Below are 23935 nucleotides of genomic sequence, written 5' to 3' on the forward strand. Positions count from 1 at the left end.
CTCACGAGCCGTCCGGCAGGCCCTCCCGATAGCTGTCGATGAGCGCGGACAGGGACGCGAGAAGCGCCTGCAGCTCGGCTTCATCCACCGTGTCGTGCTCGCGCAGGCGGTGCTCCACAGCACCAAAGCGCTCACCTAGCGGACGCTCCCCCATCATCAACAGCACGCCCTTCAGGGAATGGACCTTGTCCAGCAGCGCGGCCTGCTGCCCTTCCCGCAGCGCGGCGGCAAGGACGTCAAGATCACGCGCGCCGCTTTCCACGAACAGGGCCCGAAGTTTCAGCGGCAGCCCCTCCCCCGCGGCCGACGGGGACGCCCTGCGGTTGCTGGGGGGAACATAGCGGGACAACGCCGCCGACAGCCGTTCCAGATCCAGGGGCTTGAGCAGCAGCCCATCGATGCCCGCCTGCCGGCAGCGCTCCCGCTCGCTGGCCAGTGCGGTTGCGGTGATCGCCAGGATCGGCACCTTATCCCCGCGTGCACGCAGCGCCTGGGCCAGCTCGTAGCCGTCCATCACCGGCATGTTGATGTCGGTCAGCACGACGTCCCAGCTGGCTGACGGCCACAGGCTCAGCGCGGCCTGGCCATCCTCGGCGGTGCCCACATGCCAGCCGAGCTCCTCCAGCTGCTGCTGGATCAGCTCGCGGTTCACCGGATTGTCCTCCACCAGCAGCACCCTTCCCCGTCCCGCCGGCGGCCGTGCCTGCGCGGCGACCGGCGATGGCGCTTCCGCTCCCATCGCATCCTGCAGCAACGCGCGCAGCAGCGCCCGGCTGGAATAGCTGGTGACGTGCACGCCATCAGGACGGCGTTCGGGGGCCAGGGGGCCGCTCGGGTACGCGCGCACCAACCGGGCGTGGAGGCTGCACAGCGCCTGCTCATCCTCCTCCGGCCATGCGCGGCGCTCGCCGAAAATCAACAGCGTTGTCGTTGCGGCATCGGTGGGCAGCGCGGCCGGACGATCAAGGACGGTCAACCCCGCGCCCCAGCGCTGCAGGACCTGCCCGATTTCCTGCCGCCACTCCGGCGCTGCGGAAAGCAGCGTCACGGTGGTGCCCGACAGCGGCTGGTCACCGCCATGCGGCGCATCGACAGGGTGAACCGGCACCTCCAGGGTGAACACGGTGCCGACACCCAGCGTACTTTCGGCCTGGATGCTGCCGCCCAGCAGATGCGCAAGTTGCCTGCACAGCGCCAACCCCAGCCCGCTGCCACCGTAACGCCGGGACACGCTGGCATCGCCCTGCTCGAAGGGACGGAACAGATGCGCAAGCTGCTCGTCGGACATGCCAATGCCGGAGTCCACGACCCGCAGCCGCAGCACGCTCTGGTTCGGCTGCAGGCAGTTCCCGAGCCCGGCGTGCAGCGTGATGCGTCCGGACTCGGTGAACTTCACCGCGTTGCTCAGCAGGTTGTTGATGATCTGCCGGATGCGATGCGCATCTGCCTGGTAGGCATCCTCAAGCTCGCCATCGATCATATAGAACAGCTTCACGCCCTTCTTGTGCGCCTCGGGCGCATACAGCAGCGTGGCCTGCTCGATCAGTTCACGAACGTTGAAGTGAGCCGGGTCGATATCCAACTGCCCGGCCTCGATCTTCGAGAAATCGAGCACATCACTGATGATCGCCATCAGTGAGTCCGCCGACAGCCGGATGCGCTGCACGCGCTCCTGCTGCGCAGGCTGCAACGGTGAGCGTGCCAGTAGTTCCAGATGGCCGAGGATGCCGTTGAGCGGTGTGCGGATTTCGTGACTCATGGTGGCGACGAAGGCGCTCTTCGCCCGGTTGGCCGCCTCCGCAGCGGCGCGGGCATCCTCGGAATCGCGACTGGCGCGCTCCAGGGTCTGCTGCAGTTCCATCTGCGCCGTGACATCACGCAGCGCGCAGACCCACACGGTCTGGTCGCGATAGCGTGCGATGGCCAACGCCACCTGAAGCTGGATCGGCGCTGCACCCGCGTCGTGCAGCGTCCAGTTGAACTCCTTGCGCGCACCGGGCAAGGCATGCGCCTGCTCTACCAGCGCGGCATAGAGCGCCGGGGTCGTCGAATAGCCCGCCGGCTGCGTCGCCAGTTCGCGTGCGACCTGGTTCTGCAGAAGGGGAGCACCATCATCGCAGCTGAGCAGTGCCAAGCCCACCGGCGCCGTGCCGATGATGGTCTGGCTGAGCGCTTCGCTTTCGTAGACGCGCGATGCCTCGGCCAGGGCCGGCGCCATGACCTTGCGCTCCACCCGCCAGAGCAGCAGCCAGAGCGCTGCGATGATCGACAGTGCCGTCAGCAGCCGCGCAACGATGGCCATCCCCTGGTCGCGCCACAGCGCGCTCCAGTCGTAAAGACGCGTGAAGCGCCAGTCCGTCCCTGACAGCCCCCCGCTTACCGCAAACAGATGCTGGAAGGACAGCCGTGTCACGTTGCGTGTGTCCTGCTGCGCCAGCAGCGGGCCGAGCGCATTGGCCTCCCGGCTGAGGGGGCCCTTTGCCAGCACCACTTCACCGGTGGGCCCGGTCAGCAGATAGCTGCCGGCGGCGGTCGCCTCCAGGCGCGAGCCGATGCTGCTGATCGGCTCGAAGGTGACCCGCCGGAAATAGGGCGTGGTGCCCTCGGCCAGGGTGAGAATGCCCACCAGCGAGGGCCGGCCATCCAGCGGGTTGCGGCCGAACAGCGAGGCCAGGCGATGGCCCCTAGCGGCGCTTTCCATCGGACCGGGGTCTGGAGATTGCAGCGGTGCTTGGCGCTCGATGCCCTTCAACAGTGCGAACGCCTGTGCCCGCGAATCTGCGCGCAGCCCCCGCAGCAGCTGCGCCTCGTCAACCACGCCGGGCAGTGCCATCAGCCGCGCCTGCGGGTCATAGCCATACACCATGGCCGGGCTGCTCCCCTGCATCGAACTGATCGCCGCAGTCGTGTACAGCGAGTACTGATAGATCATGCCCAGATAGGCTTCCAGCTCAGGCTGTGGCATCGGCCGCTCGGGATCGCCCAGCACCAGCCACGGCACCGATGCCTGACCTTCTGCCCGGACCACCGTTCGCATGTCCTGCGACAGGTAGTTGGCCACCATCGGCCGACCCAGGCGCCGCAGTTCTTCCCGCTGCCCGCTCCACATCACGTCGTTGGCGTTCACGCTTCCTGCATAGGCACGGTCACGTTGCACCAGGAAGTAATCGATCGCGCCGCGGGCCTCGAAGAACTTCTGGCGCTCGCGGTCATGGAATTCGCCCACGCCGGCAAAAATGCTCACCGCTGTGGTCAACAGCACCAGCAACGTGATCAGCCCCCCTCCCCCTAACAGCAGCCGGCGCTGTGAACGGTGGAGTGCCTGCAACGGGGCGGAAGGCAAGTCAGGCGAGGCCGGAGGCATGGCATTCCCGCGCACGGGCAAGGGGGTGGCCATGAATCTAGTGCATGCCCCTTTCCACCGCCAGTGTCGGCACGCCCCGCTGCGAGGAAACCAGCAGGGCCTGCAGCAGGCCATCACTGGAATAGCAGGACACGCGCCACGCATTTCCCCGCACCTGCGGCTTCAGCGGACCGTCGGCAGATACCAGGATCACCCGCCGCCGTCCCGCCCGCGACGCCACTTCCGTCCGCGCGGGACTTCTCTCGAATGCAACGAGCGGAACGTGCGCCTCCCAGTGTTCGGCGGGCCAGGCGTCGGCCTCGCTCACGATGATCACGGTGGCGCCCCAGCGTTCAAGCCGGCGCCGCAGCTCGTCCCGCCACCCGCTGGCCGAGGAACTCAGGAGCACCGAGCGGTCAGCCAAGGGCAGCGTCCCGGCAGCCGGAACCGCCTGGACCGGTATGCAGAAGGTGAAGACACTGCCGACGCCGGGCGTGCTGCTGGCATGGATGGTGCCCCCCATGCAGCTGCTCAGTTCACGGCACAGTGAAAGCCCCAGCCCAGACCCGCCAAAACGGGTGATGATGCTGGCGTCCGCCTGCACATAGGGCTGGAAGAGCCTTGCCATCTGCGTCTCCGTCATGCCGATGCCGGAGTCGATGACCTGCAGCTGCAGCTGGGAACCGTCCGTATCGGGCACCCAGTCAGCCCTCAGTTCGACACGACCGGACGGGGTGAACTTCACTGCATTGCTGACCAGGTTGCGCAGGACCTGCTCGACGCGTGCCTGCGGCCCGACCAGCCTGGCCGGCACTGCATCATCGACCATGACGTCCAATACCAGGCCCTTTGCTTCGGCCAGTGGCGAGAACAGCAGCGCGACCCGCTCCAGCAGCGTCACCGGTTCGAAGGTCTCCGCAACCAGGTCCAGGTGCCCGGATTCCGCGCGGGAGAAATCCAGCACGTCGTTGATGATCTGCAGCAGCGAGTCCGCAGCCTGGGTAATCCGCCGAAGCCGTGCCTGCTGGTTGTCGTCCAGCGCAGAGCGGCCGAGCAACTCCAGGTGACCCAGGATGCCATGCAACGGCGTGCGGATCTCGTGGCTCATGGCCGCCAGGAAGCGGCTCTTTGCGCGGCTGGCGGCCTCCGCCGACTCGCGCGCCTGCTTCTGCTGCTGCTCCAGTTCGATTCGCGCACTCAAGTCGCGCACGGCGCACAGCAGTACCATGCGCCCTTGATAGCTGGCACTGGTCGCCCCCACCAGCAGCACGACAGGCGCCTGGCCCTGGGGATCCGGCACCGACACCTCGAACTCGGCGATGGTGGTATCAGGCAGCAGCAGGATCGCCGAGGCCTGGTCGACCATGCGGGCATAGAGCATGGCGCCGCGTCGCTCGGCGGCGGCGGCGAGCTGACGCATCATGTCGTTCTGCACCACCGGGTCACCGCTGTGGCGATCGAGCAGGCACAGTCCCACCGGTGACAGCTGGATCAACGCGCGGCTGAGCTGTTCGCCCTGGTAAACGCGCGCGGCGCGTGCCAGCGCGGGCCCGAAGGCGCGCCAATGCAGCCAGGCCAGCAGCGTCCAAAGACCCAGCAACAGGCCGAACGCCAACGACGCGGCGGCGATGTACAGGCGTTGCCCATCGGCAATGACATCGGCGATGCAGTACGTGCTGACCAGTGCCCAGTCAGCCTCCTCGATACGGACCACCTGGAAGAAGCGCAGCCCTTGGCGGAAGGTGGCCAGCGTGCGCCCCTTCTGCTCCGCGTCCAGAAGATGCCGGGTCACCTCGCCCAGATCCAGCGCTTTGGGGCTGCCGGTGCCCGCCACCACGCGGCCGTCGCCAGTCAGCACGAACGACACGCCACCGTCGGCGATACGCATTGCCCGGGACAGCGGTGCCGTTGATTCCAGCGTGACGAACGTACCGATCACCGTGGCACCGTCACGCGCCACCAGGGCACTGGCGATCGCCGGAGCCCCCGACACCGGATGGCGCACCAGTTCCATCCGGGTGGCGTGCGTGCCATACGCCTCCGCGTCGTCGACGCCGGTGCGGGACAGCGCCGCGAGCCGACCGATGAGCTGCGCACGGTCCTTTTCTCCCGTGGCCGACAGAAGATGCTGTTCGCTCATGCCCTCGCCCAGTACCAGCAGCTGGCCGCGCGGATCAAGAAAGAAGCTCGACTCCGATTCGCTGGACCGGCCGCCGGCGCCGCCCAGCCGGCGGATGATCGACAGCGAGTGCGCCAGCATGAGATAGCGATCCAGACGGTCAACGGGCCAGGCATCGGTGCCGGCACCCAGCACCGTCTGCGGCACGCTCTCGGTGCCAGCGGTCATGACGGCCCGCTGTCCGGCACGCAGATAGTTGGCACGGTCCACTTCCAGCGTCCGCGCATCATTGTCCGGGCGATGCCGCCAGGCGTACTCGGCCATGCTCAACAGCCGAAGGTGGGCCGCATCCGACGCCGCCAAGTGGGCCTCGACGATGGCACGGCTGCGCTGCAGCGCTTCCGACCGCCGCGCCGCAAAGCCATCTGCGTGGAACAGCGCCAGCGCGATCAGCCCGGCCACGATAGCGATGCTGAGCAGGCAGCCGCCGCCCAGCAGCACGCCGCGCTGGTACTTGCGGAGCGCAGCGAGGTCGCAATCGTCGGTAGCATCAGGCGAGGCGTCCTGGCGCAGGTGTGCGGAGCGGAAGAAACGGAACATTGTTGCTGTGGATGCGCCCGCCAAGGAACATGCGGGCCATACCGGAGAAAGTGAAAGGGAGCGGCCACCCTATCGGCCCCTGGCAGACAGCCACATAGGACGCGGCTGACTTTCTGCCGCGCTGTGGCGCAACGCGGCCGCACGGCTGGCGTGGGTGCGTGGACGTCCGTGTCACGCTTCGGATCCCCCGCGGAATGGGCGTCGTCCGATGGGCTACCGCACCACGCTGGCTGACGATACGCGTTCGACCCTCTTTATTTCCCAGGCATCTCCATGGCAGATCTTTCCCGACACACCCTCATCTACACCGAGTACGGCCACTGGAATGTCATGCGCGGCCGTCAGCTGCTTGGCGGCCGTACCTGCCTCGCAGAGGCGCTGGCCCTCCTGGACTACTTCCACCGGCTGCAACGGGCCGAAGCGCTGCATTCACCCGCGCAGCCGGGAGCGGATCGATGAGTGCCGTGCCAACGCTGCTGGTGAGTGTCCTGGCATCCGCCCACCATGGCTGGAGCCGGTGGCGCAACCGCATGCTTGCCGCCGTCGACCACGATGCCGTCATCGCCAACGTGAGTGACGGTGGCGGGCTCAGCCCGCGCTTCACGTTCATGGCAGTGATGTCCTGCGGTATCGCGATCCTGGGGCTGCTTCAGTCCTCCGGGGCCGTCGTGATCGGTGCGATGCTGATCTCGCCGCTGATGGGCCCCATCGTGCAGCTGGGTTTTTCGCTGTGCGTGGTCGATTTCCGGATGATGGGCCGTGCACTGCTTGCGCTGCTTGTGGGCATGGCGCTGGCGCTGCTGACCGCCATGTGCATCGTATGGCTGTCGCCGCTACGCGAGGCGACCAGTGAGATCCTTGCACGCACGCAGCCCACCCTGTTCGACCTGCTGGTGGCGCTGCTGTCAGGGCTGGCCGGCGGCTACGCAGTGATTACCCGAAAGGGAGAGGCCATTGTGGGCGTTGCGATTGCTACCGCCCTGATGCCGCCGTTGGCAGTGGTCGCGTTTGGGCTGGCGACGGGCGACGTGCGCGTGGCCGGGGGCGCGATGTTCCTTTTCATGACCAACCTGCTGGCGATTGCCCTCAGCGTGACACTGATTGCCAAGTGGTACAGGTTCGGGATGGAGAACTCACCTCGCCACACCGCCTGGCAGGCGGGGGTGATCGCCACCACGTTCATTCTGCTAGCGCTGCCACTGGGACTGGCCCTGCGCGAGATCGGGCAGCAGACTTGGGCTGCAAACCAGGCCCGCGCCGTGGTTACCCGGTACCTGGGCGATCGCCGTGCGTCGATTGAACACATGTCCGTAGTGCGTGCCGAGCATCGCTATGTCATCGAGGTGGTGGCGCTGGTCCCGGCCTATATCAACAATGCCCAGACCAATCTGGAAGGACGGCTGTCCGCGCGGCTGGCGGCTCCGGTATCCCTTCGCGTCAGACAGACCCTGGAGGCCAACGAGGACGAACTGCGCAACCGGGCAGATATCGATGGCCTGCGGCTCAACGTTGCCAGCCTGTCCGCCGAGACGAGGGCGCTTCGTGTCGAGATGGATGAGATCGTGGCGGAACGCTCACGCGTGCTGCGCGAGGAGAGCGCTGCGCAGGAGCAGGGCCAAGGATCGCACAGCGCGGACAGTCTCCGCTAGCGAGGCGCCGCTGCGCGCAGCAGCCCTGTCCTGCGCCTGAAACGCGAGGGGACGGCCCCGGGTGCCGTCCCCCACCCGCGTGATCAGTTGTACGTCATGGTTACCGTGATCGGTCGGCTGACCGTACCGGCCGATACCGTTGCGCGGCTCTGCACGAAGCGTGCGCGGAATGCGTGCGTCGCCGCAGCCGTGGCCATCTGGGCCGTTCCGCCAGGTGCGACGCGGGCCCCGCTGCTGGTGTACTGCAGCTCGATGCCGATGCCAGGCACACCCTGGAACAGCTGGGCATTGCTGGTGTCGGCGTTGCCATCGAAACGCAACGCGACCCGGGTCACCAGCGGGTCACACTGGCTGACCACAACATTCACTGGCTGGAAGGGCGAGGCATATGCGCCGGTAAACAGTGTTGCCTGATAGGTGCCAAGACTGACGTCGGCCACAGCGATGCGGCAGACACCCGGCAGAATGGTGCCGGTGACGTTGAACGTGGTGGTCGTCTGCGCGGCCGCGTGGCCAGCAGCGAACATTGAGGTCAGCGCCAGTAGGATGGGACGCAGGCGGAGGGCGACAGTGCACATCAGCTGCAGCCTCAGTTGTAGGTGAGCGAAACGGTGATGGGACGCGTCACGCGGCCTGCGCCAACCGTCGTGGCGGACTGCCGGAAGCGCGCACGGAAGGGATACACACCGGCGGCGGTCGCATACTGGGTATTTCCACCCGGTGCAATCGGCACGTTGACGGCACCGACCACGCGTACCAGTTCGATGCCCACGCCGGAAACCCCCTGGAACAGTGACGCGTTGCCGCTGTCGGCTGCACCGGTAAAGGTCATGGCCACCCGCAGCACCTGCGCGTCGCAGTCGCTGACGGTGCCACTGAAATCAATATAGGCCGTGGCATAGCTGCCGGTGAACAATGACGCCTGATGGGACCCCAGATCCACATCGGGGAACGCGACCTTGCAGACGCCTGGCAGGATTTCACCGGACATCGTGAAAACCTGGCTGTCCTGCGCGTGCACTGTGGCAGCGCAAAGCAACAAGCTCAGGGAGAGAAGCGGACGGGACATGGGAGACCTCAGTTGTAGGTGACCTGGACAGTGATGGGGGTACGGACCGCGCCTGCAGTGACATTGCCGGTGCGGACCAGTAGCGCGCCGAGTGCGCGCTGGCCTGCGGCATCGCCGCCGGTGGGCCAGTCAAACGCGGGCTGGTTGGGTGCGTAGAGCGTGCCGGTGGCACTCTGCAGGCGGATGGCCAGCCCCTGCACGCCGCCCGTCGGCGGAATGGCGAAATAGCTGGCGTTGCTGCTGTCGGCGGCGCCGACGAAGCGGACGTGCAGGGTTCGCAGGTCATCGGTGCAGTTCTTGCGCTCCAGCACGAAGGCAACGGCAGGTGACTGCGTGCTGGTGGTGAAGTACGTTGCCTGGAACGTGCCCAGATCGACGTCCTGCACGCTCAGCTGGCAGGTCCCGGCCAGGAACCTGCCGGTGAAGCGGACGGTGAGGTCCGCCGCCGCCACCGGCAGGGCGGCCCCGCACAGCAGCGCCAGCAGCAGCCATCGTGCGTGCATGTCAGTAGTACTCCAGGGTAATGGTGGCGGCACCGTTCGCCTGTCCCGATGACGCGGCAGCGGCGTAGCGGGTATAGCGCGCACGCAGCATCAGCGTGTAGGACGCGTTGTTGGTTTCGCTTAACGCCAGCCCGGAATCACGCATGTTGCCAAAGCCTACCGACTCGTCGGCCGCGGTCCCGATCTGGATACCGATGCCGGTCGCCGTGGTATTCACGCCGTCGCTCTGCAGCATCATCACCGAGCGCGCGCTATCCGCCACGGCCGTGACCGGATCCACGCGGAAGCGGACGGTGTTGTCGACGCGCCCATTGGCCGTCTGTACCGTTCCGGTGGTGAGGTTGCCGCGGTAGCGGCCATAGAACGCCGGGCAATTGCTCAGCATTACTGGTACGTTGACCCATTGTGTCCCGCTGCCCACGGTGGGAATCTCCGTCACGCGGTGATCGCCTAGATTCACGGATACATCTGCAGTGGTGCAGGTGCGGGCAACGATGGACAGCGAGCCCTGCACCAGGCCGTTCCAGAGCTGGAGTGCGCTGTTGGCGCCGGTCATGCGGTATTCGAAGCGCGGCAGGTTCGCACCTGTGACCGTGCCGGCCGTTATCGGTCCGGTCTTGATCAGGCTGACGTCAAAGGATTGAACGGGCCAGATCACCGTGCCCGTAACGACCTCTACGGACGTAGATATCGGGAATGGGCTACCGTTGAACCAGACTGCCACGCCGACGCCGGGGAGGTTCGTGTTGTATACGGTTCCGTAGCGCGCGTCTGCGTAGCCCGAAGGCCCGTACGGGAGCGCGGTGTACTGGCGGATGCGATCGGCCCTGCCCGGTGTGCAGTAGATCTCGTTGGTGGGCCCGGCGTAATACGTGGCCCGATAGATTTCGGTGCCGACCTGCACATCCGGACCGACGGTGATGCTGCCACTGAGGTTGGCGATGTTGGTGAGCGTGGTGGTGCCGGCGTTGAAGCGACAGTTCTGCGCAAGCGCAGGCGCTGCGGCAATCAACAGGACAAGCGCGATCAATCGCGCGACCAGAGGCAAGCGAATCACGGTGCGTTCTCCTGGAAGGTGGTGGTAATCCGGCGCGCGGGCGGCGCGTCACCGTTGGCATGGACGACCGGCGATCGGCATTGCGCGCTGAGCACGGCGTACTGGCCGCTGACAGGGCCGTCGGGAATCTGCACGTCCACCACGCACTGGTGGTCGGCGCCCTCGCCCCATTGCACCTGCACCGGCCCGGACGACTGAAGGCCACTGAGCAGCAGGCGGCTACCCTGCCCCACCACGCCGACCGTGGCGCCGCTGGCATCGGTGGCCTGCGCGCCGAACGGCAGCGGGCGCCCATCTTCGGTCTGCGTGTCGACCATCAGCCCACGGCTGGCGCGCGTACTGAAATCGAGCTTCACCAGGGCGCCGGCACGCGGCGCCACCGCGCGTGCGGTTTCCTGCAGCTCCACGCTGTAGCCGGCCCCCTTGGGGTCGAGCGAAATCGTGTTCAGCTGGTACGGCGTCAGGTACGGCACCACCGCAAACCCACGCCTGTCCACGCGGGATCCGCCACTGTTCTCCACCCGCATTCCCGCCGCGCCGGGCGCGTGCACCAGCGCGACCGTGTCGCCCAGCGGCGGCGACAGGGTCAGCCCACCCGCGTGGAGCACCAGCCCGCCCGACGCGCCAAGGCCCATCTGGGTATAGCCGGGCCCCCGGCTGAGATTGGCCGCCACCTGGCCGCGGCCGCCGCGATAGCCGCCGTTGACGTCCAGGGCGTTGCCACCGCCGATACGCGCCAGTGACACGCCGTAATTGACTCGGTCGTCGCGGGCCCACAGTCCGCTGGCCGACAGCTGCGTGGAGGGATCGGCATTGTCGCTGCGGGTCTGGGTGGCATTGAGCTGTGGCGCACGGGGCGTGCGCCCCAGGGGCACCGACAGCATCAGCATCAGGCGATTGTCAGCCCGCGCCAACTGTGGACGCGGCGCGGCATCCGCGCCGGGAATGCGATCCTGCAGGAAGCCCGGCATGAAATCGATCGAATCGCGCGTGCGCTGGAAGTTCAGGCTGTAGCTCAGCGACTTCCACTGGTTGCTGTAGCCCACGCTCAGGTCAAGCTGGCGGCCTGCCGTGTTCCAGAAGTCGCGCCGCGTCCCGATGACGAACAACTGGCCACCGCGCTCCCCCAGGCGCTGGTTGACGCTCAGGTCCATGCGGTTGCGCTGGCGCGCCACCGCATCGATGCCAAGATCACGTGCCTGTGCGTCACGCAGGCTGGCCCAGTCGCGCACGCTCACGTAGCCACCCGTTGCATAGCGGTAGGCCGCGATGGCAAACGAGGTGCCGGTGCTGGCGATGCTTCGATTGTAGGCCACGCGGAAGCTGCTGCCGGACAGCTCAGGCAGGCCGCGTACACGGGCCTGTGACAACGACGCATCCATTGCCAGCGCGCCGAATCGTGTATTGACCGCACTACCGGCCAGCACCGAGTGGTAGTTGTCGCCCACCACGGCGCCGCCGTAGGCACTGACCACATTGGACAGGCCGCGCTGGTACTGCAGCTGCAGGACGTCCGGCGCATCGAGCAGCGAGGCCTCGGCAACACGACCGGCCGCTACCGACCACCGTGACTGGCCCGGACGCAGCAGTTGCGGCACCGCCGAGTACGGTAGCGTGAACCGCCGTGAGCGGCCGTCGGCTTCGACGACTTCCACGTCGAGATCGCCGGCATACCCGGTCGGGAACAGGTCGTTGATCTCGAACGGTCCAGGTGCAACGCTGGTTTCCAGCAGGACGTTGCCACGCTGGCGCACGATCACCCGGGCGTTGGTCTCGGCGATGCCACGCACTACCGGTGCGAAACCGCGCTGTGACTGCGGCAGCATGCGGTCGTCGCTGCCCAGGCGGGCGCCACGCAGGCGCACGCTCTCGAACAGGTCGCCCGCAGTGGACGTGTCGCCGACCATCAGCTGCGCCTTCCACGGCACGATGTCGTGCGTCAGGTAGGCGGCCGCTGACCGGTAGCGCTGCGACTGGCTGCCACCGCGCGTCATCGCGCCCTGGTGCACCAGCTGCCAGCCCGCCACGCGGCCCGAGGCGTTCAGGCCAAGGAACCCGGAGTAGGTCGGGGCAGCGCCATTGCTGTAGCGATAGACGTTGGCGTTGTAGCCCAGCGACAGCGCCGCCACGCCGGCATCCCACTCGCTGGGGTCGACATGGCCGCGCGCCTCGCTGCGCAGGTACAGCTGCGGCACCTGCAGATCCAGGGTCTGGCTGCCTGCATCGAAGGACGCCGTGGCACCGGGCACGCGCTCGCCCAGGTCACCACAGAAGGGTTCGTCCGGCCAGGCCAGGGCCGGCTGCCGGGCCTGGTCGGCGTGCAGGCGCTCCGGCGCAATGCCGTAGCGCTTCAGCGCGGCCGGGTCCAGGCACAGCCGCGAGACGCCGTCCACCTCGCGGTAGACAACGTCCGCACGCGCTTGCCACTGGCCGTTCAGACGCACGTCCCCCCGGTAGGTACCGGGCGCAACGTAGTCTTCCTGCGAGAACCGCTGCAGGTCCAGGCGCGAGGACGCCCCCACCGGCAGGAACGCGGCGTCGAACTCGACATCGTCCGGGCTTTCGTTGCCGGCGCTCGCGACGGCCGGGGCAAACAGGATGGCGGCCACCACACCCGGCAGGCGGGCGCGCTGGAACCGGCGGGCGCCGGCGGCCGGCGCCCGGGAACGGGCGTTCATGATGGATTCTCCGGCGGTGCGGTGCGGTGCGCGGCTCAGGGCTGCAATACGGCCTCGGTGGGAACCAGCGCGCCGAAGTCATTGATGACCGTAACGGCAGCCTTCAGCTGGCCCGACGGGCGCGCGCGTAGATCCTTCAGCGGGAACTCGGCCTGTGAGAACGGCGCGACCATGCCGCCGCCCTGCCCGCCCTGTTCCTGGCCGCCGACATTGAGGCTGACGTTGGCAAAGTTGACGTGGAACGGGGTCGGATTGTCGGCACGCAGAACCAGGCCGTCCTTACCGGCGTGCAGGGTCCAGCGCAGCTTCTGGTAAGCCAGCACCGGCTCCCCTGCCAGGTTCGACGGCCGGTAGAACACCTTGATGCGGGTGCGGAAGGCGAACTGCAGGATGTTGGCGCTGGCAGTGCCATTCTTCGGGGGGATTTCCAGCATGTTCAGCCAGTACAGCGTTTCCCGGTCGGCCGGCAGGCCCGCGCCGGTGAACATGATGCGGGTGGTCTGCTGCTTCTTCGGGTCCAGGCGGAACACCGGTGGCGCGACCACGAAGGGGGCTTTGGCGGTATCCGGCGTGGACTGGTCATCGCCATCATCCAGCCAGACCTGGACCAGCGTCGCGCGCTCGCCTTCATTGATGAACTTGAGCGTGACTTCCTTGTCCTGCGCGGGATAGACCACGCGGGTACCGCCGATCACGACCGACGCATGGGCCGCCGGCGAAGCCAGCGCGACGAGCGACAGCAATGCAGCAGCGATGATGCGATGGAGGGCGTTCATGGGTCACCTCGGAACGGGGAAGGAAGGAGGCCGCCAGCGCCTGCCGGCGACCTCCCGCGATCAGTTGTAGACAACCTTGTAGTTGACGTACGACTGCACGAAGCCCGGGGCCGCAGCGCCACCGTTGGCGACGTACTGGCTGGCCATGTCGATCGTGGCGGTGTTGTTGGTGATGGTCACCGGATCGGTCTTGAACGACGGATCGCGCAGGTCGACCACGGCATTCTTGTACTTCACCTGGATCTGGGTGTTGGCTGCCGGCGCGTTGGCTTCCTGGTTGCGCAGGTTGCCGTTGCTGGCGTCGACCTGGCCGGCAGCCGGGTCGAAGTACAGCTCGGCGACCTTGCCGTCCAGGCACGTGCCCTGGCCGGGGCCACCGATGATCAGCTGGAACGGGTGTTCACCGGCAACGTCGCCGGCTGCTGCCAGCTGGTTGGCCTGCACCGCGCTCATCGGAACGGTGACGTTGGTGGTGCCGATGGCGCCGGCGCCACCGGAAATGGTGCAGGTCAGGTCGGTGACTTCGCCGGTGAACTCGATGGTGCCCGAGCCATAGGACTGGGCGCTGGCGGCCGAAGCGGCCAGCAGCAGGCTTGCAGCGGAAGCGATCGGAATGAGCTTCATGATGGTGGTGTTCTTCTTCACAGATGTGATCCGCACGCGGGCGGCAAGAAACCACCGCCGCCGAAGCGGCGGTGGCCGGGGACGGATCGGACACTTGGGGAGAAGGTCCTGTCCGGCCAGCCGGTGCACGGCTGGCGGAGAGAATCCTAGGTAAGGCCCCCGGAGCGCTCTATCGGACTGCGCCTAGATTTGCCGCGCATGATTGTTAAGGGCCAACCACGAAACACGTGGACTGGCTCCCGTACGGCACAGGTCCACGACAGGGGTACGGTTGTAGCCGTGATAACGAGCCCTTATCGCGACTGAACTGGTTTGGCAGGCAGAACGGATTTTTGCGCAATCTCCAGCCTACTCACGTCGTCCACTGGCATAAGAACTGCAGCTTTCTGTACCGGGTCCCAAAGTACATAGCTATCACCCAAACGCCCCACTAGGCCCAGGCCGCCTTGCACCTTCTCATCAATAGTCACATTGACCGTGTACTTGCTGGCGCCAGAAGTGATCGCCTTGGCGCGCTCGAAGCCAAGCCAGTTTGACGAGATCGGGACATAGACAATCATCACGAGCGCATAGACCAGCCACGGCGAGTCCTTCACGGCGGCCGGCAACACTGGGGACAGGCGTACTGCCATTGCACATATGCCCGTCAGCGCCACACCTATCAAAACGGGCCAGGCATTGGTCCACCAAAGCAAGGCACCCATTCCAACAAGACAAAGAGCCAGGGTCAGCCACATCAGCAGATTGGCTTGGGACGGCGTCGCTGTCACCTTCCCCTCAACCCACCCTCCAAACAGCAGCGCAATCAGAATAAGGAACAACACCATGCCGATCCCCGCAAGCCCTGCCAGTGCAAGCTCACTCACCGCAACAAACTGAAAAGGATCCAGGCCGAAGTGACCCCAGTAAGCCTTCAGATAGAAAGCCCCTTGCACCAAGCCAAACGTAACCAGCGCCGAACCCCACCCCGCAACATCGGCCATGGTTAGCGTCTTCTGCGTACGTTCCATGTATCGCCTTCCGTCAATGCAGCCCCGCCACATAGTGGCATGCAGCGCTCGACCCTGCAGAACTCATCCTATTAACGTGACGCGTCACGCTCGATCGCTGCCACTCCATTGGCGCCCTACCCCTCCCCGACTATAGTTCCACCCCTCACAAGGACGAGGCGGCACACATGCCCTATATCGGAATCGGACTCCACGTACTGGCGGCCATCTACTTCGCGGTGCACGCCATCCGCTCGGGCCAGAACCTCTACTGGCTCATCCTGCTCTTCTCGTTCCCACTGCTCGGCAGCGTCGTCTACTTCCTGGCGATCTACTTCCCGGAAGTCCGCCACTCGCGGGGCGCCCGACAGGTCGTCCGTTCCGCCAAGCAGCTCATGGACCCGGGCCAGGACCTTCGCAACGCCCGTGCCGAACTGGCGCGCACGCCCACCGTGCAGAACCGGGTTCGCCTGGGCATGACGCTGCTGGATGCCGGCCAGGCGGAGGAAGCCAGAACCCTGCTGGAGCAGGCAGCCAGTTCGCCGCTGGGCGACGATGCCTACATCCTGACCGGCCTTGCCCGTGCCCGCCTCGATTCCGGGCAACCCGAGCTTGCGGTGGAGACGCTGGACGGCCTGTTCGCACGCCACCCGGACGTGCGCCGCAAGCCGGAACAGACCCTGCTGTACGCGCAGGCACTGGCAACCGCGCAAGCCCCCGGAGCCCGCGCCGCATTCGAGCGCGCCCTGGAATGCGGAAACGACGCGGCCGCCCGCTGCCTCTACGCCGAATGGCTGATGGCGCAGCCGCAACCCGACGATCGCGAGCAAGCCCGCAGCCTGTTCGCCAGCATCATCGACGATGCCCAGCACTGGTCGCGCCACGCGCGCAGCCACAATGCCGCATGGCTGGAGCGAACCAAGGCGGCGTTGAAGGGCCACTGACGACCCGGCAGCAGGTGGCGGGCTCGAACACCTGCACTTCCAGGAAACTATCGCAGGGGTCTAGCGCGAGCCCAGCTTGGGGAAGAGCAGCTTGGGGGTTCCGATAAACAGCAGCCATGCACCCAGGGCCGCTCCGTAGGCGAGCACCGTTCCCACAAGGAATGTGCCGAAGAGGCTGCCGGTGAACAGCTGATACAGCCCTTTGCCGCGACCTGCAGCGCTGCCCCCAACAGTCAGCACGATGACCGGCAGCATGATCATTCCGCTGCAGAGGATCAGGGAGAACGCGCCCAGCAACCAGCGCTTGAGTGGCGGGTTCCATGGCATGGGGTAGCCTGCGAGCAGTCGCCTCATCCAAAGAAACAGTACTGGAAAGGCGATCAGGTACATCAATGCCACATACAACCAGGTTCGAGCATCAGCGCTGCCCGCCTCGAAGATGGCTCGCGGGTATACCCCTGTGCGATAGAGCGTTTCTGCGCTTGCCGCCAGCGCCGCGCTAATGATCATCGCAGGCTTGAACAGGCGCGACACCTTGCCCCATTGCGCGTTGCGTAGTTGCTGCCCGTCAGTCATGCCAGACATGAAAACCTTTTTGGGCGGATGCGTCCATGAGGTACCAAGGGGCATTGTGCAGATGATTCGCCACATGGTGACATGCAGCGCCTTATTTCGCGGATTTCACGTATTAACGTGACGCGTCACACGCAATCGGAAGCGCATTGCTGGACAGGCATGTCGCATCTGCCTTGCTCAGAGCCCCACCGGGCGGATGCCGACAGCGCGCAGAGCTGCACCACCGACATGGCCGATAGCGTTGCAGCGCAAGGCTCCAGCTTGGTTTCGTCGTATGCAACGATTCTGAAAATGTTGAAAGTAGTGACGTCATCAGCCCTACTGCATTGGCATCGCGCACAACCGGGCGTATTCCTTGCCGTGCCACCTTGAACAGGTGGCCGGGATTCGAAACCCCGGTTCTACGCTGAAGTAAACGCTTGCCAGCCGGCATCACCCATCAGGTGGTGCCGGCTGGCAATCCGTCGGCCTGCTATGGCGGGCGGTGCGTGGAGGCCTTGCGCCTGCCGGTTTAGCGTAGACCGGGTTTCGAACCTCGCATCGTCCGCCACCTTTATCGGTGGCGGCTTCTGCATGCACGCAAGGAGCCCCACCATGACCCAGCCCCACTCCCCTGCCCCGCACCCGATCCACGACGCGCCTGCGAGTGGCCCTGCGCTGGACCCGAACACCCTCATCGCCCTGCTGCACAGCATCGGCTCCGGCGCCGCCTCCGATGGTCAGCCCTGGCCGGAGCGCCACCAGATGCCGGGCCGGCGCATTGCCTTGGCGGATACCGATTGCTCGCTGGCCGGGCTTCGCGTGGTGTTGGAGATCCTGCTGGCCGCGCAGCGTGCCCGCGAGAACGGCGAGCTGGAGCAATACGTCGGCCCGCGCGTGATGGAGGGGCTGATCATGGCCGGAATCGGCCTTACCGCACACGCCAGTACCCGACTGCATCCGGAGGGCTGAGTGGCCTGGTGGCGCTGGGCGGCCACCGCGCTCTGTCTTGTGGTGGTGGTTGCGGCACAGACGCAGTGGCTGGCACCGCCCAAGCCCTCGCCTGTCGCGTTCCACAGCATCCCCGGCGATCGCTTTCTGCAGTTGCGCCGCCAAGCCATGCAGTTCGTGGAGGATCGGCCACTACAGGGCTTCCAGTTCGTTGAGCGGCGCCGAGATGCCGAGTTCCAGGTTCATTGCCGAGGCATACCCGTGCTGTGGCTGGAGAGGCGCTCGCAACATCTGCTGTTGCAGGTCTCACTGGACGCGAAGCAGCGGGCGCCTGCCGTTATGCGGTTGCGGGCGCTCCTCCAATGGCAGTTGGAGCCGTTGGATTACCCGGAGCAGGTCCTGGCTGGCGTGCCGGAACCAGTTCTGTTGGATCGGGTGCTGCAGATTCTTGCTGGTGATGTGCCTGATGGGGCGCGATGTGGCGTGCCGTAGTCGAGCATGGCTCGACTCTACAGGGCTGCGGGCAGCGAGGGTTCGGGGTCCGGCTCTGCCGCTAGTCATCTGCTTGACGGGCGTTGGCACCGTGATCGTGCGACTCGACCTCGGCATCGATCCAGCCCGCATCGCGCGCACGCGCAAGATCTTCTGGCGTATCGATATCCAGGCCCAGTGCCGGTGCCTTTAGGACATGCACCGTATCGGCAGGAAGTTGCCGCAGGCGCGCTCCGAAGCCGCGGTCACCGCTTGCACCCACTTGATTGAACCATGCGTGCGGCACTACTGCAGGAATGCCAAGCGCGCCTCCATGACGGGTGCCAGCGCACCCTGACGCCGAGGCGCGGGCACCCGAAAGCAGCGCCTGCAGATGGGAGCGCTCGATTGCGGGCTGGTCGCATGCCACGACCATCACCGCAGTCACCGTGGGCAGCAGGTGTGCGCTGGCAACCTGCAGGCTGCTCGCCAGGCCGCGTTCCCAGTGCTGGTTGGTTACCGGGGTGGCATCCAGGCCGGCAATGCTGGATGTCACGGCCTGTGCGTTCGCGCCCACCACGACCAGGACCTGCGCTGGCGCGAGCTCCCGCGCCAACCGCACCACGCGATGTACCAGGGTCTCGCCCTGCCGGGTCAGAAGCTGCTTGGGCTGGCCAAGTCGGGTGCTCCCGCCGGCAGCCAGCACGACGACCGCATGCGCGTCGGTCACCTGCCGTGCGCGCTTCGCCATTGCTGCAGCTGCGCGGCGATGCTGAGCGAAATCGCCTCTGGCCCTCGGCCGCCGATGTCCAGGCCGACAGGTGATCGAAGTCTCGGGGAAAGGCGGTGGCGCTGATCCGGTGTCAGCAACTTGAACAGGTCCTCCCGCCTTCGCCGCGGACCCAGCAGTCCAATGAACATAACTTTGGTATCAGCCAGGGCCACCAGCGCCTCCCGGTCCAGTTCGAAATCGTGATGCATCACCAGTACCGCGTCGCACGGGTCGCCATGAAGGGCCTCGGCCGGGCTGGTCTGAAGATGCGCATCTGCGCACTGCCCGGCTGAGGCCCAGCGCGCTCGCCGTTCGGCCACGCTGACCCGCCACCCCAGGCCCCGCAGCAACGGAACCAGGAGGGGCGTTTCGGGACCGCCCCCCAACACCAAGGCCCGCGGAAACCGGGGCAACGGCAAACGCCACGCACCCTCGCCAAAGGGCTGCGTACCCTCCATCGGATGCAGCTGCCACGCCTGCTCGTGATGGCCGGCACGGAAAATGACCTGCCCCGACGTGCGAAGGTCGCGCTGGAGTGACACACCCTCGCGCAACCAAGCCTCGATCACGGCGTCGATGCCGGCCATGGCACGCAATGGCAGGAGCGCAATCCGCAGCCGGCCGCGGCACCCGAGCGCGGACCCACTCAACAGATCGTCGTCACTGCGGGTGTCGATCTCGATCCAGTCGACCCGGCCTGCAGCGCTCACCTGCTCCGCGCGTCGCGCGAGCTCGGGCTCCAGGCATCCGCCGCTCAGCCAGCCGACCTGGCTGCCGTTGCAGAACAGCACCATGTCGCCGGCACCGGCGTAGGTGGAGCCATCGGTTTCCAGCACCAGCGCGAGCACGGCGTACTCCCCCGCGCGCACGCGCGTCAATGCCGTCTCGAGTACGCCGCGCGGGCTGCCTTCGGCGAGGAAGCCCGGCGCTGCCGACAGGTCCTCGGCAAGATCGCCGGGCTCCCCTCCGCCTGCGGCGGAGACCTCCAGAGTGGGCGAGGCTGCGGGTCGGTCCATGCGCACCGTCAGCCTACGTCGGGCAAGCCGGGCAGCAGCTTGTCCAGGGTAATGGGATAGTTGCGCACGCGCACGCCGGTTGCGTTGTAGACCGCATTGGCGATCGCGGCGCCGACCCCGCAGATGCCCAGTTCACCCACACCCTTGGCCTTCATCGGCGAGATCACCGGATCCAGCGTGTCGAGGAAGGCCACTTCCTGGTACGGGATGTCGGCGTGCACGGGAACCTCGTAGCCGGCCAGGTCGTGGTTGATGAACAAGCCAAGCCGTTTGTCGACCACCAGCTCCTCCATCAGGGTCGCGCCCGCGCCCATCACCATCCCGCCGATGACCTGGCTGCGCGCAGAGAGCGGATTGAGGATCCGCCCGCCATCGCATACGGCAAGCATGCGGCGGATGCGCGTCTCTCCCGTGTAGGCATGCACGGCAACCTCGCAGAAATGCCCTGCATAGGTGCCCACGTCATAGCCTTGCTTGAAGTCGCCGAAGGCAATGCCGTCCTCCGCCGACAGTGTCCCCGCCTCTGCCAGCTTGATCGTCCGCCCACCCGCCTGGATGCGGCCATTGGCGAAGTCTGCGGTGTCGCCGTCGAAGCCCAGTTTCTCGCCCACCTTGCGGCGAAGGCTGACGCACGCCGCGTACACGCCTGCGGTGGAGCTTGCCGCGCCCCACTGGCCGCCGGAACCGGCGGAGGCGGGATGACGGGAGTCGCCGAGGGTCACCTGGACCCGCTCCAGCGGCACGCCCATGGTTTCGGCTGCCGTCTGCGCGATGATTGTGTAGGAGCCGGTGCCGATGTCGGTCATGTCGGTCTCGACAATCACTCCGCCCTGGCCGTCAAGCCTGACCCGCGCCGCCGACTTCATCGTCGGTGCACCGCGATAGCCCGCAGATACGCCCATGCCGATCAGCCAGTCCCCTTCCCTGACCTGCGCCGGCCTGGGGTTGCGCTTGTTCCAGTTGAAGCGCTCCGCGCCTTCGCGCAGGCAGCGCACCAGGTTGCGGTCGGAGAACTTCTTGGACGGATCGCCGGGCACGACCTCGGGCTCGTTGAGGATGCGGAACGCGATCGGGTCGAGACCCAGCTTCTCGGCCATTTCGTCCATCGCCACTTCCAGCGCCATGTGGCCCGGTGCTTCGCCCGGTGCGCGCATCGCATTGCCTTCGGGCATGTCGAGCGTGGCGATGTAGTTGGCCACCAGACGGTTGGCGCCTGCATAGAGCTTGGGCGTCTGCAGGGTGCCGTTTTCGCCGTCCTCGCCGTTGATGTTGCCCGACCAGTTCTCGTGGGCGATGGCGGAGATCCGGCCATCCTTTCCGCAGCCGATCCGCACGCGCTGGAGGGTGGCGTGCCGGTGCGTGGTGTTGTTGGGCATCAACGGGCGTTGCAGCGCGATCTTCACCGGCCGCCCGACCTGCTTGGCCGCCAGCGCGGCCAGTACCGCGTCGGCACGGATGAACAGCTTGCCGCCGAAGCCGCCGCCGATATAGGGCGAGTCCACGCGCACCTTGGCAGGATCGATGCCGAGGATCGCCGCCATGCCCTGCCTGGCCCAGTCGATCATCTGGTTCGCCGTCCACAGCGTGAGCGTGTCACCCTTCCAGGCGGCGATGGTGGCGTGCGGCTCCATCATCGAATGACTTTCGTCGGAGGTGTGGTAAGTCTCGTCGAGCTTGACCGCGGCGCTCGCGTAGGCAGTGTCGAAATCGCCCAGCGCCTGCCGGTCGGGCTTTCCGTCACGCCCCTTTGCCAGCGGCGCGGACGGTGCCAGGGCCGGGAAATCGAAGCGGCCCTTGCTGCGCTCGTAGCGGGTGCGGATCAGCGCCGCGGCGGCGCGGGCCTGCTCGAAGGTCTCTGCCACCACGCAGGCGATGGCCTGGTGGTAGTGGGCCACCTCGGCTCCGCCGAACAACGGTGCATTGTTCCAGTTCGATGTGCCGACCGGCTTGGTTTCCGGTGCGGTGATGACCGCCAGTACGCCGGGCGCGGCACGTGCGCGGGAGGCATCCATCGAAATGATGCGCCCCTTGCCGATGCCCGCACCGACGATGTAGCCGTAGGCCTGGTTCGGCGCCACGTCATGGCGCTCGTAGGCATAGGGGGCGGTACCGGTGGTCTTGCGTGGGCCGTCGATGCGCGGCGTCGACTTGCCGACCACCTTGGCCTTGTCAAACAGGTTGTCGCCGGCGGGGGCGTTGAATTCAAGGGGCATCAGCGCTCTCCTTCCACCAGCACCGCTGCGAGGGTGCGCTCGGCGAGCGCGATCTTGAACGCGTTCTCTGACGTCGGACGGGCACCGGCGAACACCTGCCGGGTCGCGGCCTTTACGCCATTGCGCAGCAGCGGTTCGGCTGCCTCGACGCGCCACGGTTTCGGCGCGACCCCACCGAAGGCGAACCGCGCCGAGCCGTCACGCTGCACGACCGCGGCGACCGACACCAGCGCGAACGCATAGGACGCGCGGTCACGTACCTTGTGGTACACGTGCCGACCGCCCAGGGGTTGTGGCAGCGTGACGTGGGTGATCAGCTCACCGCGCTGCAGCACGTTGTCCTGCTGCGGCTTGTCGCCGGGGGAACGATGGAAATCGGCAATCGGGATGCTGCGCGTACTGCCGTCACCCCTGACGGTCTGGATCGAGGCGTCCAGCACCCGCAGGGCCACCGCCATGTCGCCCGGATAGGTCGCGATGCAGCTGTCCGAGGTGCCGATTACGCCCATCTGCCGGGAGAACCCCTCGAGTGCGCCGCAGCCGGATCCGGGCAGGCGCTTGTTGCAAGGCAGATTGGGGTCGTAGAAATATGGGCAGCGCGTGCGCTGCAGCAGGTTGCCGCCGGTGGTGGCTTTGTTGCGCAGCTGCCCGGAGGCGCCTGCCACGATCGCGCGGGTCAGCACCGCGTAGTCGCGGCGCACGCGCTCATGCGAGGCCAGTGCGGTATTGGTGACCAGCGTGCCGATGCGCAGGCCGCCCTCGTCGGTGGGTTCAATCCTGTCCAGGCCGATGTCCTGCACATCGACCAGATGCGCTGGCGTCTCGACCTCCAGCTTCATCAGGTCGAGCAGGTTGGTCCCTCCGGCCAGGAACTTCGCGCCCTCGGTACCGGCGACGGCCTTGGCGGCCTCGGCCGGGGATTTCGCGCGTTCGTAACTGAAGGCCCTCATGCGCGCCTCCCTGCAGAGGTGACGCCAGCGACCTCTGCCATCGCCTCGGCAATATTGGAATAGGCGCCGCAGCGGCAGAGGTTGCCGCTCATGCGTTCGCGCATTTCCATGTTGGTGGCCCGGGGCCGTGCGCTGACGTCCGCCTGTACATGGCTGGGGACACCCCGCTTGATCTCGTCCAGTACCGCCACCGCCGAACAGATCTGCCCCGGCGTGCAATACCCGCACTGGTAGCCATCATGCTTGATGAAGGCGGCCTGCATCGGATGCAGGTCATCGGGAGTTCCGAGGCCTTCGATGGTGGTGATGGCATCGCCCTGGTGCTGTACCGCCAGGCTGAGGCAGGCATTGATGCGCTCACCGTTGACCAGCACGGTACAGGCACCGCATTGACCGTGGTCGCAGCCCTTCTTGGTCCCGGTCAGCTTCAGATGTTCGCGCAGGGCATCGAGCAGCGTGGTCCGGGTGTCGAGCTCAAGCTCCCGCCGCTCGCCGTTGACGGTCAAGGCAACCGTGCTGATGACCGGCGGCCTGGGCGGCGGGGGCGCCGCCAGTTCGGCGGCGAGCGATGATGCCCCCGGTGCGGCGGACATCGCCACGGTCGTGACGCCGCCAGCGATCACCTGGCGACGCGTCAACTTCATTCCTTCATCACA

Annotated in this window: 21 protein-coding genes; 5 read left to right on the forward strand and 16 right to left on the reverse strand. The window is 66.6% G+C overall.

The features are described 5' to 3' along the window. Position 1: 1 nt before the first annotated feature. Together AC5P8U_RS08555 and AC5P8U_RS08560 are read right to left on the reverse strand one after the other, a co-directional pair. Entirely contained in the window at positions 2–3244 is a 3243-nt protein-coding gene (locus tag AC5P8U_RS08555) for a hybrid sensor histidine kinase/response regulator (protein ID WP_353079995.1), read from the reverse strand. Between the two features lie 157 nt (positions 3245–3401). Further along, complete coding sequence (locus tag AC5P8U_RS08560) at positions 3402–6062, reverse strand: ATP-binding protein (protein WP_111007719.1); 2661 nt, start codon at positions 6060–6062, stop codon at positions 3402–3404. Positions 6063–6335: 273 nt separating this feature from the next. Between AC5P8U_RS08560 and AC5P8U_RS08565 the strand changes: the two genes are divergently transcribed. Both AC5P8U_RS08565 and AC5P8U_RS08570 read left to right on the forward strand, forming a co-directional pair. Then, a complete protein-coding gene (locus AC5P8U_RS08565) occupies positions 6336–6521 on the forward strand; it encodes a hypothetical protein (RefSeq protein ID WP_172412152.1) in 186 nt (61 codons plus the stop codon). Beyond that, complete coding sequence (locus AC5P8U_RS08570; RefSeq protein ID WP_172412151.1) at positions 6518–7711, forward strand: TIGR00341 family protein; 1194 nt, start codon at positions 6518–6520, stop codon at positions 7709–7711. The genes AC5P8U_RS08565 and AC5P8U_RS08570 overlap by 4 nt, the downstream gene beginning before the upstream one ends. 83 nt (positions 7712–7794) lie before the next feature. On the opposite strand, the gene AC5P8U_RS08575 is transcribed toward AC5P8U_RS08570, so the two are convergent. The 8 genes from AC5P8U_RS08575 to AC5P8U_RS08610 form a co-directional block, all read right to left on the reverse strand. Further along, complete coding sequence (locus AC5P8U_RS08575) at positions 7795–8238, reverse strand: fimbrial protein (protein ID WP_088497467.1); 444 nt, start codon at positions 8236–8238, stop codon at positions 7795–7797. A 62-nt stretch (positions 8239–8300) separates the two neighbouring features. Then, a complete protein-coding gene (locus AC5P8U_RS08580; RefSeq protein ID WP_143592548.1) occupies positions 8301–8780 on the reverse strand; it encodes a fimbrial protein in 480 nt (159 codons plus the stop codon). Between the two features lie 8 nt (positions 8781–8788). Then, complete coding sequence (locus AC5P8U_RS08585; RefSeq protein ID WP_088497465.1) at positions 8789–9283, reverse strand: fimbrial protein; 495 nt, start codon at positions 9281–9283, stop codon at positions 8789–8791. Between the two features lies 1 nt (position 9284). Beyond that, complete coding sequence (locus tag AC5P8U_RS08590; protein ID WP_143592547.1) at positions 9285–10340, reverse strand: fimbrial protein; 1056 nt, start codon at positions 10338–10340, stop codon at positions 9285–9287. Then, a complete protein-coding gene (locus AC5P8U_RS08595) occupies positions 10337–13018 on the reverse strand; it encodes a fimbria/pilus outer membrane usher protein (RefSeq protein ID WP_495214078.1) in 2682 nt (893 codons plus the stop codon). Before AC5P8U_RS08595 ends, AC5P8U_RS08590 begins: the two co-directional genes overlap by 4 nt. 35 nt (positions 13019–13053) lie before the next feature. Then, positions 13054–13794 (reverse strand): fimbrial biogenesis chaperone, encoded by a 741-nt coding sequence (locus tag AC5P8U_RS08600; protein WP_197638671.1) that lies wholly within the window; start codon positions 13792–13794, stop codon positions 13054–13056. Positions 13795–13854: 60 nt separating this feature from the next. Next, entirely contained in the window at positions 13855–14439 is a 585-nt protein-coding gene (locus tag AC5P8U_RS08605; RefSeq protein ID WP_088476134.1) for a fimbrial protein, read from the reverse strand. A 272-nt stretch (positions 14440–14711) separates the two neighbouring features. Further along, positions 14712–15428 carry a hypothetical protein gene (locus tag AC5P8U_RS08610; protein ID WP_252744706.1) on the reverse strand — a complete coding sequence of 239 codons (717 nt, stop codon included), beginning with the start codon at positions 15426–15428 and terminating at the stop codon, positions 14712–14714. A gap of 167 nt (positions 15429–15595) precedes the next feature. Between AC5P8U_RS08610 and AC5P8U_RS08615 the strand changes: the two genes are divergently transcribed. After that, positions 15596–16351, forward strand: coding sequence for a tetratricopeptide repeat protein (locus AC5P8U_RS08615; protein WP_445391122.1), 756 nt, complete (start codon positions 15596–15598; stop codon positions 16349–16351). 60 nt (positions 16352–16411) lie between these two features. Here AC5P8U_RS08615 and AC5P8U_RS08620 read toward each other — a convergent pair whose 3' ends face one another. Then, positions 16412–16936 carry a transporter gene (locus tag AC5P8U_RS08620; protein ID WP_065196272.1) on the reverse strand — a complete coding sequence of 175 codons (525 nt, stop codon included), beginning with the start codon at positions 16934–16936 and terminating at the stop codon, positions 16412–16414. 585 nt (positions 16937–17521) lie between these two features. Between AC5P8U_RS08620 and AC5P8U_RS08625 the strand changes: the two genes are divergently transcribed. Both AC5P8U_RS08625 and AC5P8U_RS08630 read left to right on the forward strand, forming a co-directional pair. Continuing rightward, a complete protein-coding gene (locus AC5P8U_RS08625; RefSeq protein WP_188241035.1) occupies positions 17522–17878 on the forward strand; it encodes a hypothetical protein in 357 nt (118 codons plus the stop codon). Further along, entirely contained in the window at positions 17879–18349 is a 471-nt protein-coding gene (locus AC5P8U_RS08630; protein WP_495214080.1) for a hypothetical protein, read from the forward strand. Positions 18350–18410: 61 nt separating this feature from the next. Here AC5P8U_RS08630 and AC5P8U_RS08635 read toward each other — a convergent pair whose 3' ends face one another. From AC5P8U_RS08635 to paoA, 5 genes are read right to left on the reverse strand one after another with little or no spacing between them, the layout of a single operon-like run. Further along, entirely contained in the window at positions 18411–19079 is a 669-nt protein-coding gene (locus AC5P8U_RS08635; protein ID WP_447896919.1) for a nucleotidyltransferase family protein, read from the reverse strand. Beyond that, the gene (locus AC5P8U_RS08640) at positions 19055–20116 is read right to left on the reverse strand and encodes an XdhC family protein (protein ID WP_495214081.1); all 1062 of its coding nucleotides are present in this window, start codon (positions 20114–20116) and stop codon (positions 19055–19057) included. Before AC5P8U_RS08640 ends, AC5P8U_RS08635 begins: the two co-directional genes overlap by 25 nt. An 8-nt stretch (positions 20117–20124) precedes the next feature. Next, entirely contained in the window at positions 20125–22329 is a 2205-nt protein-coding gene (gene paoC, locus AC5P8U_RS08645; RefSeq protein WP_495214082.1) for an aldehyde oxidoreductase molybdenum-binding subunit PaoC, read from the reverse strand. After that, positions 22329–23279 (reverse strand): FAD binding domain-containing protein, encoded by a 951-nt coding sequence (locus AC5P8U_RS08650; protein WP_495214084.1) that lies wholly within the window; start codon positions 23277–23279, stop codon positions 22329–22331. Before AC5P8U_RS08650 ends, paoC begins: the two co-directional genes overlap by 1 nt. Further along, complete coding sequence (paoA, locus tag AC5P8U_RS08655) at positions 23276–23923, reverse strand: aldehyde dehydrogenase iron-sulfur subunit PaoA (RefSeq protein ID WP_241885109.1); 648 nt, start codon at positions 23921–23923, stop codon at positions 23276–23278. The genes AC5P8U_RS08650 and paoA overlap by 4 nt, the downstream gene beginning before the upstream one ends. Positions 23924–23935 lie beyond the last annotated feature (12 nt).

This window comes from Stenotrophomonas sp. YJH_SMC_81 (assembly GCF_059370875.1).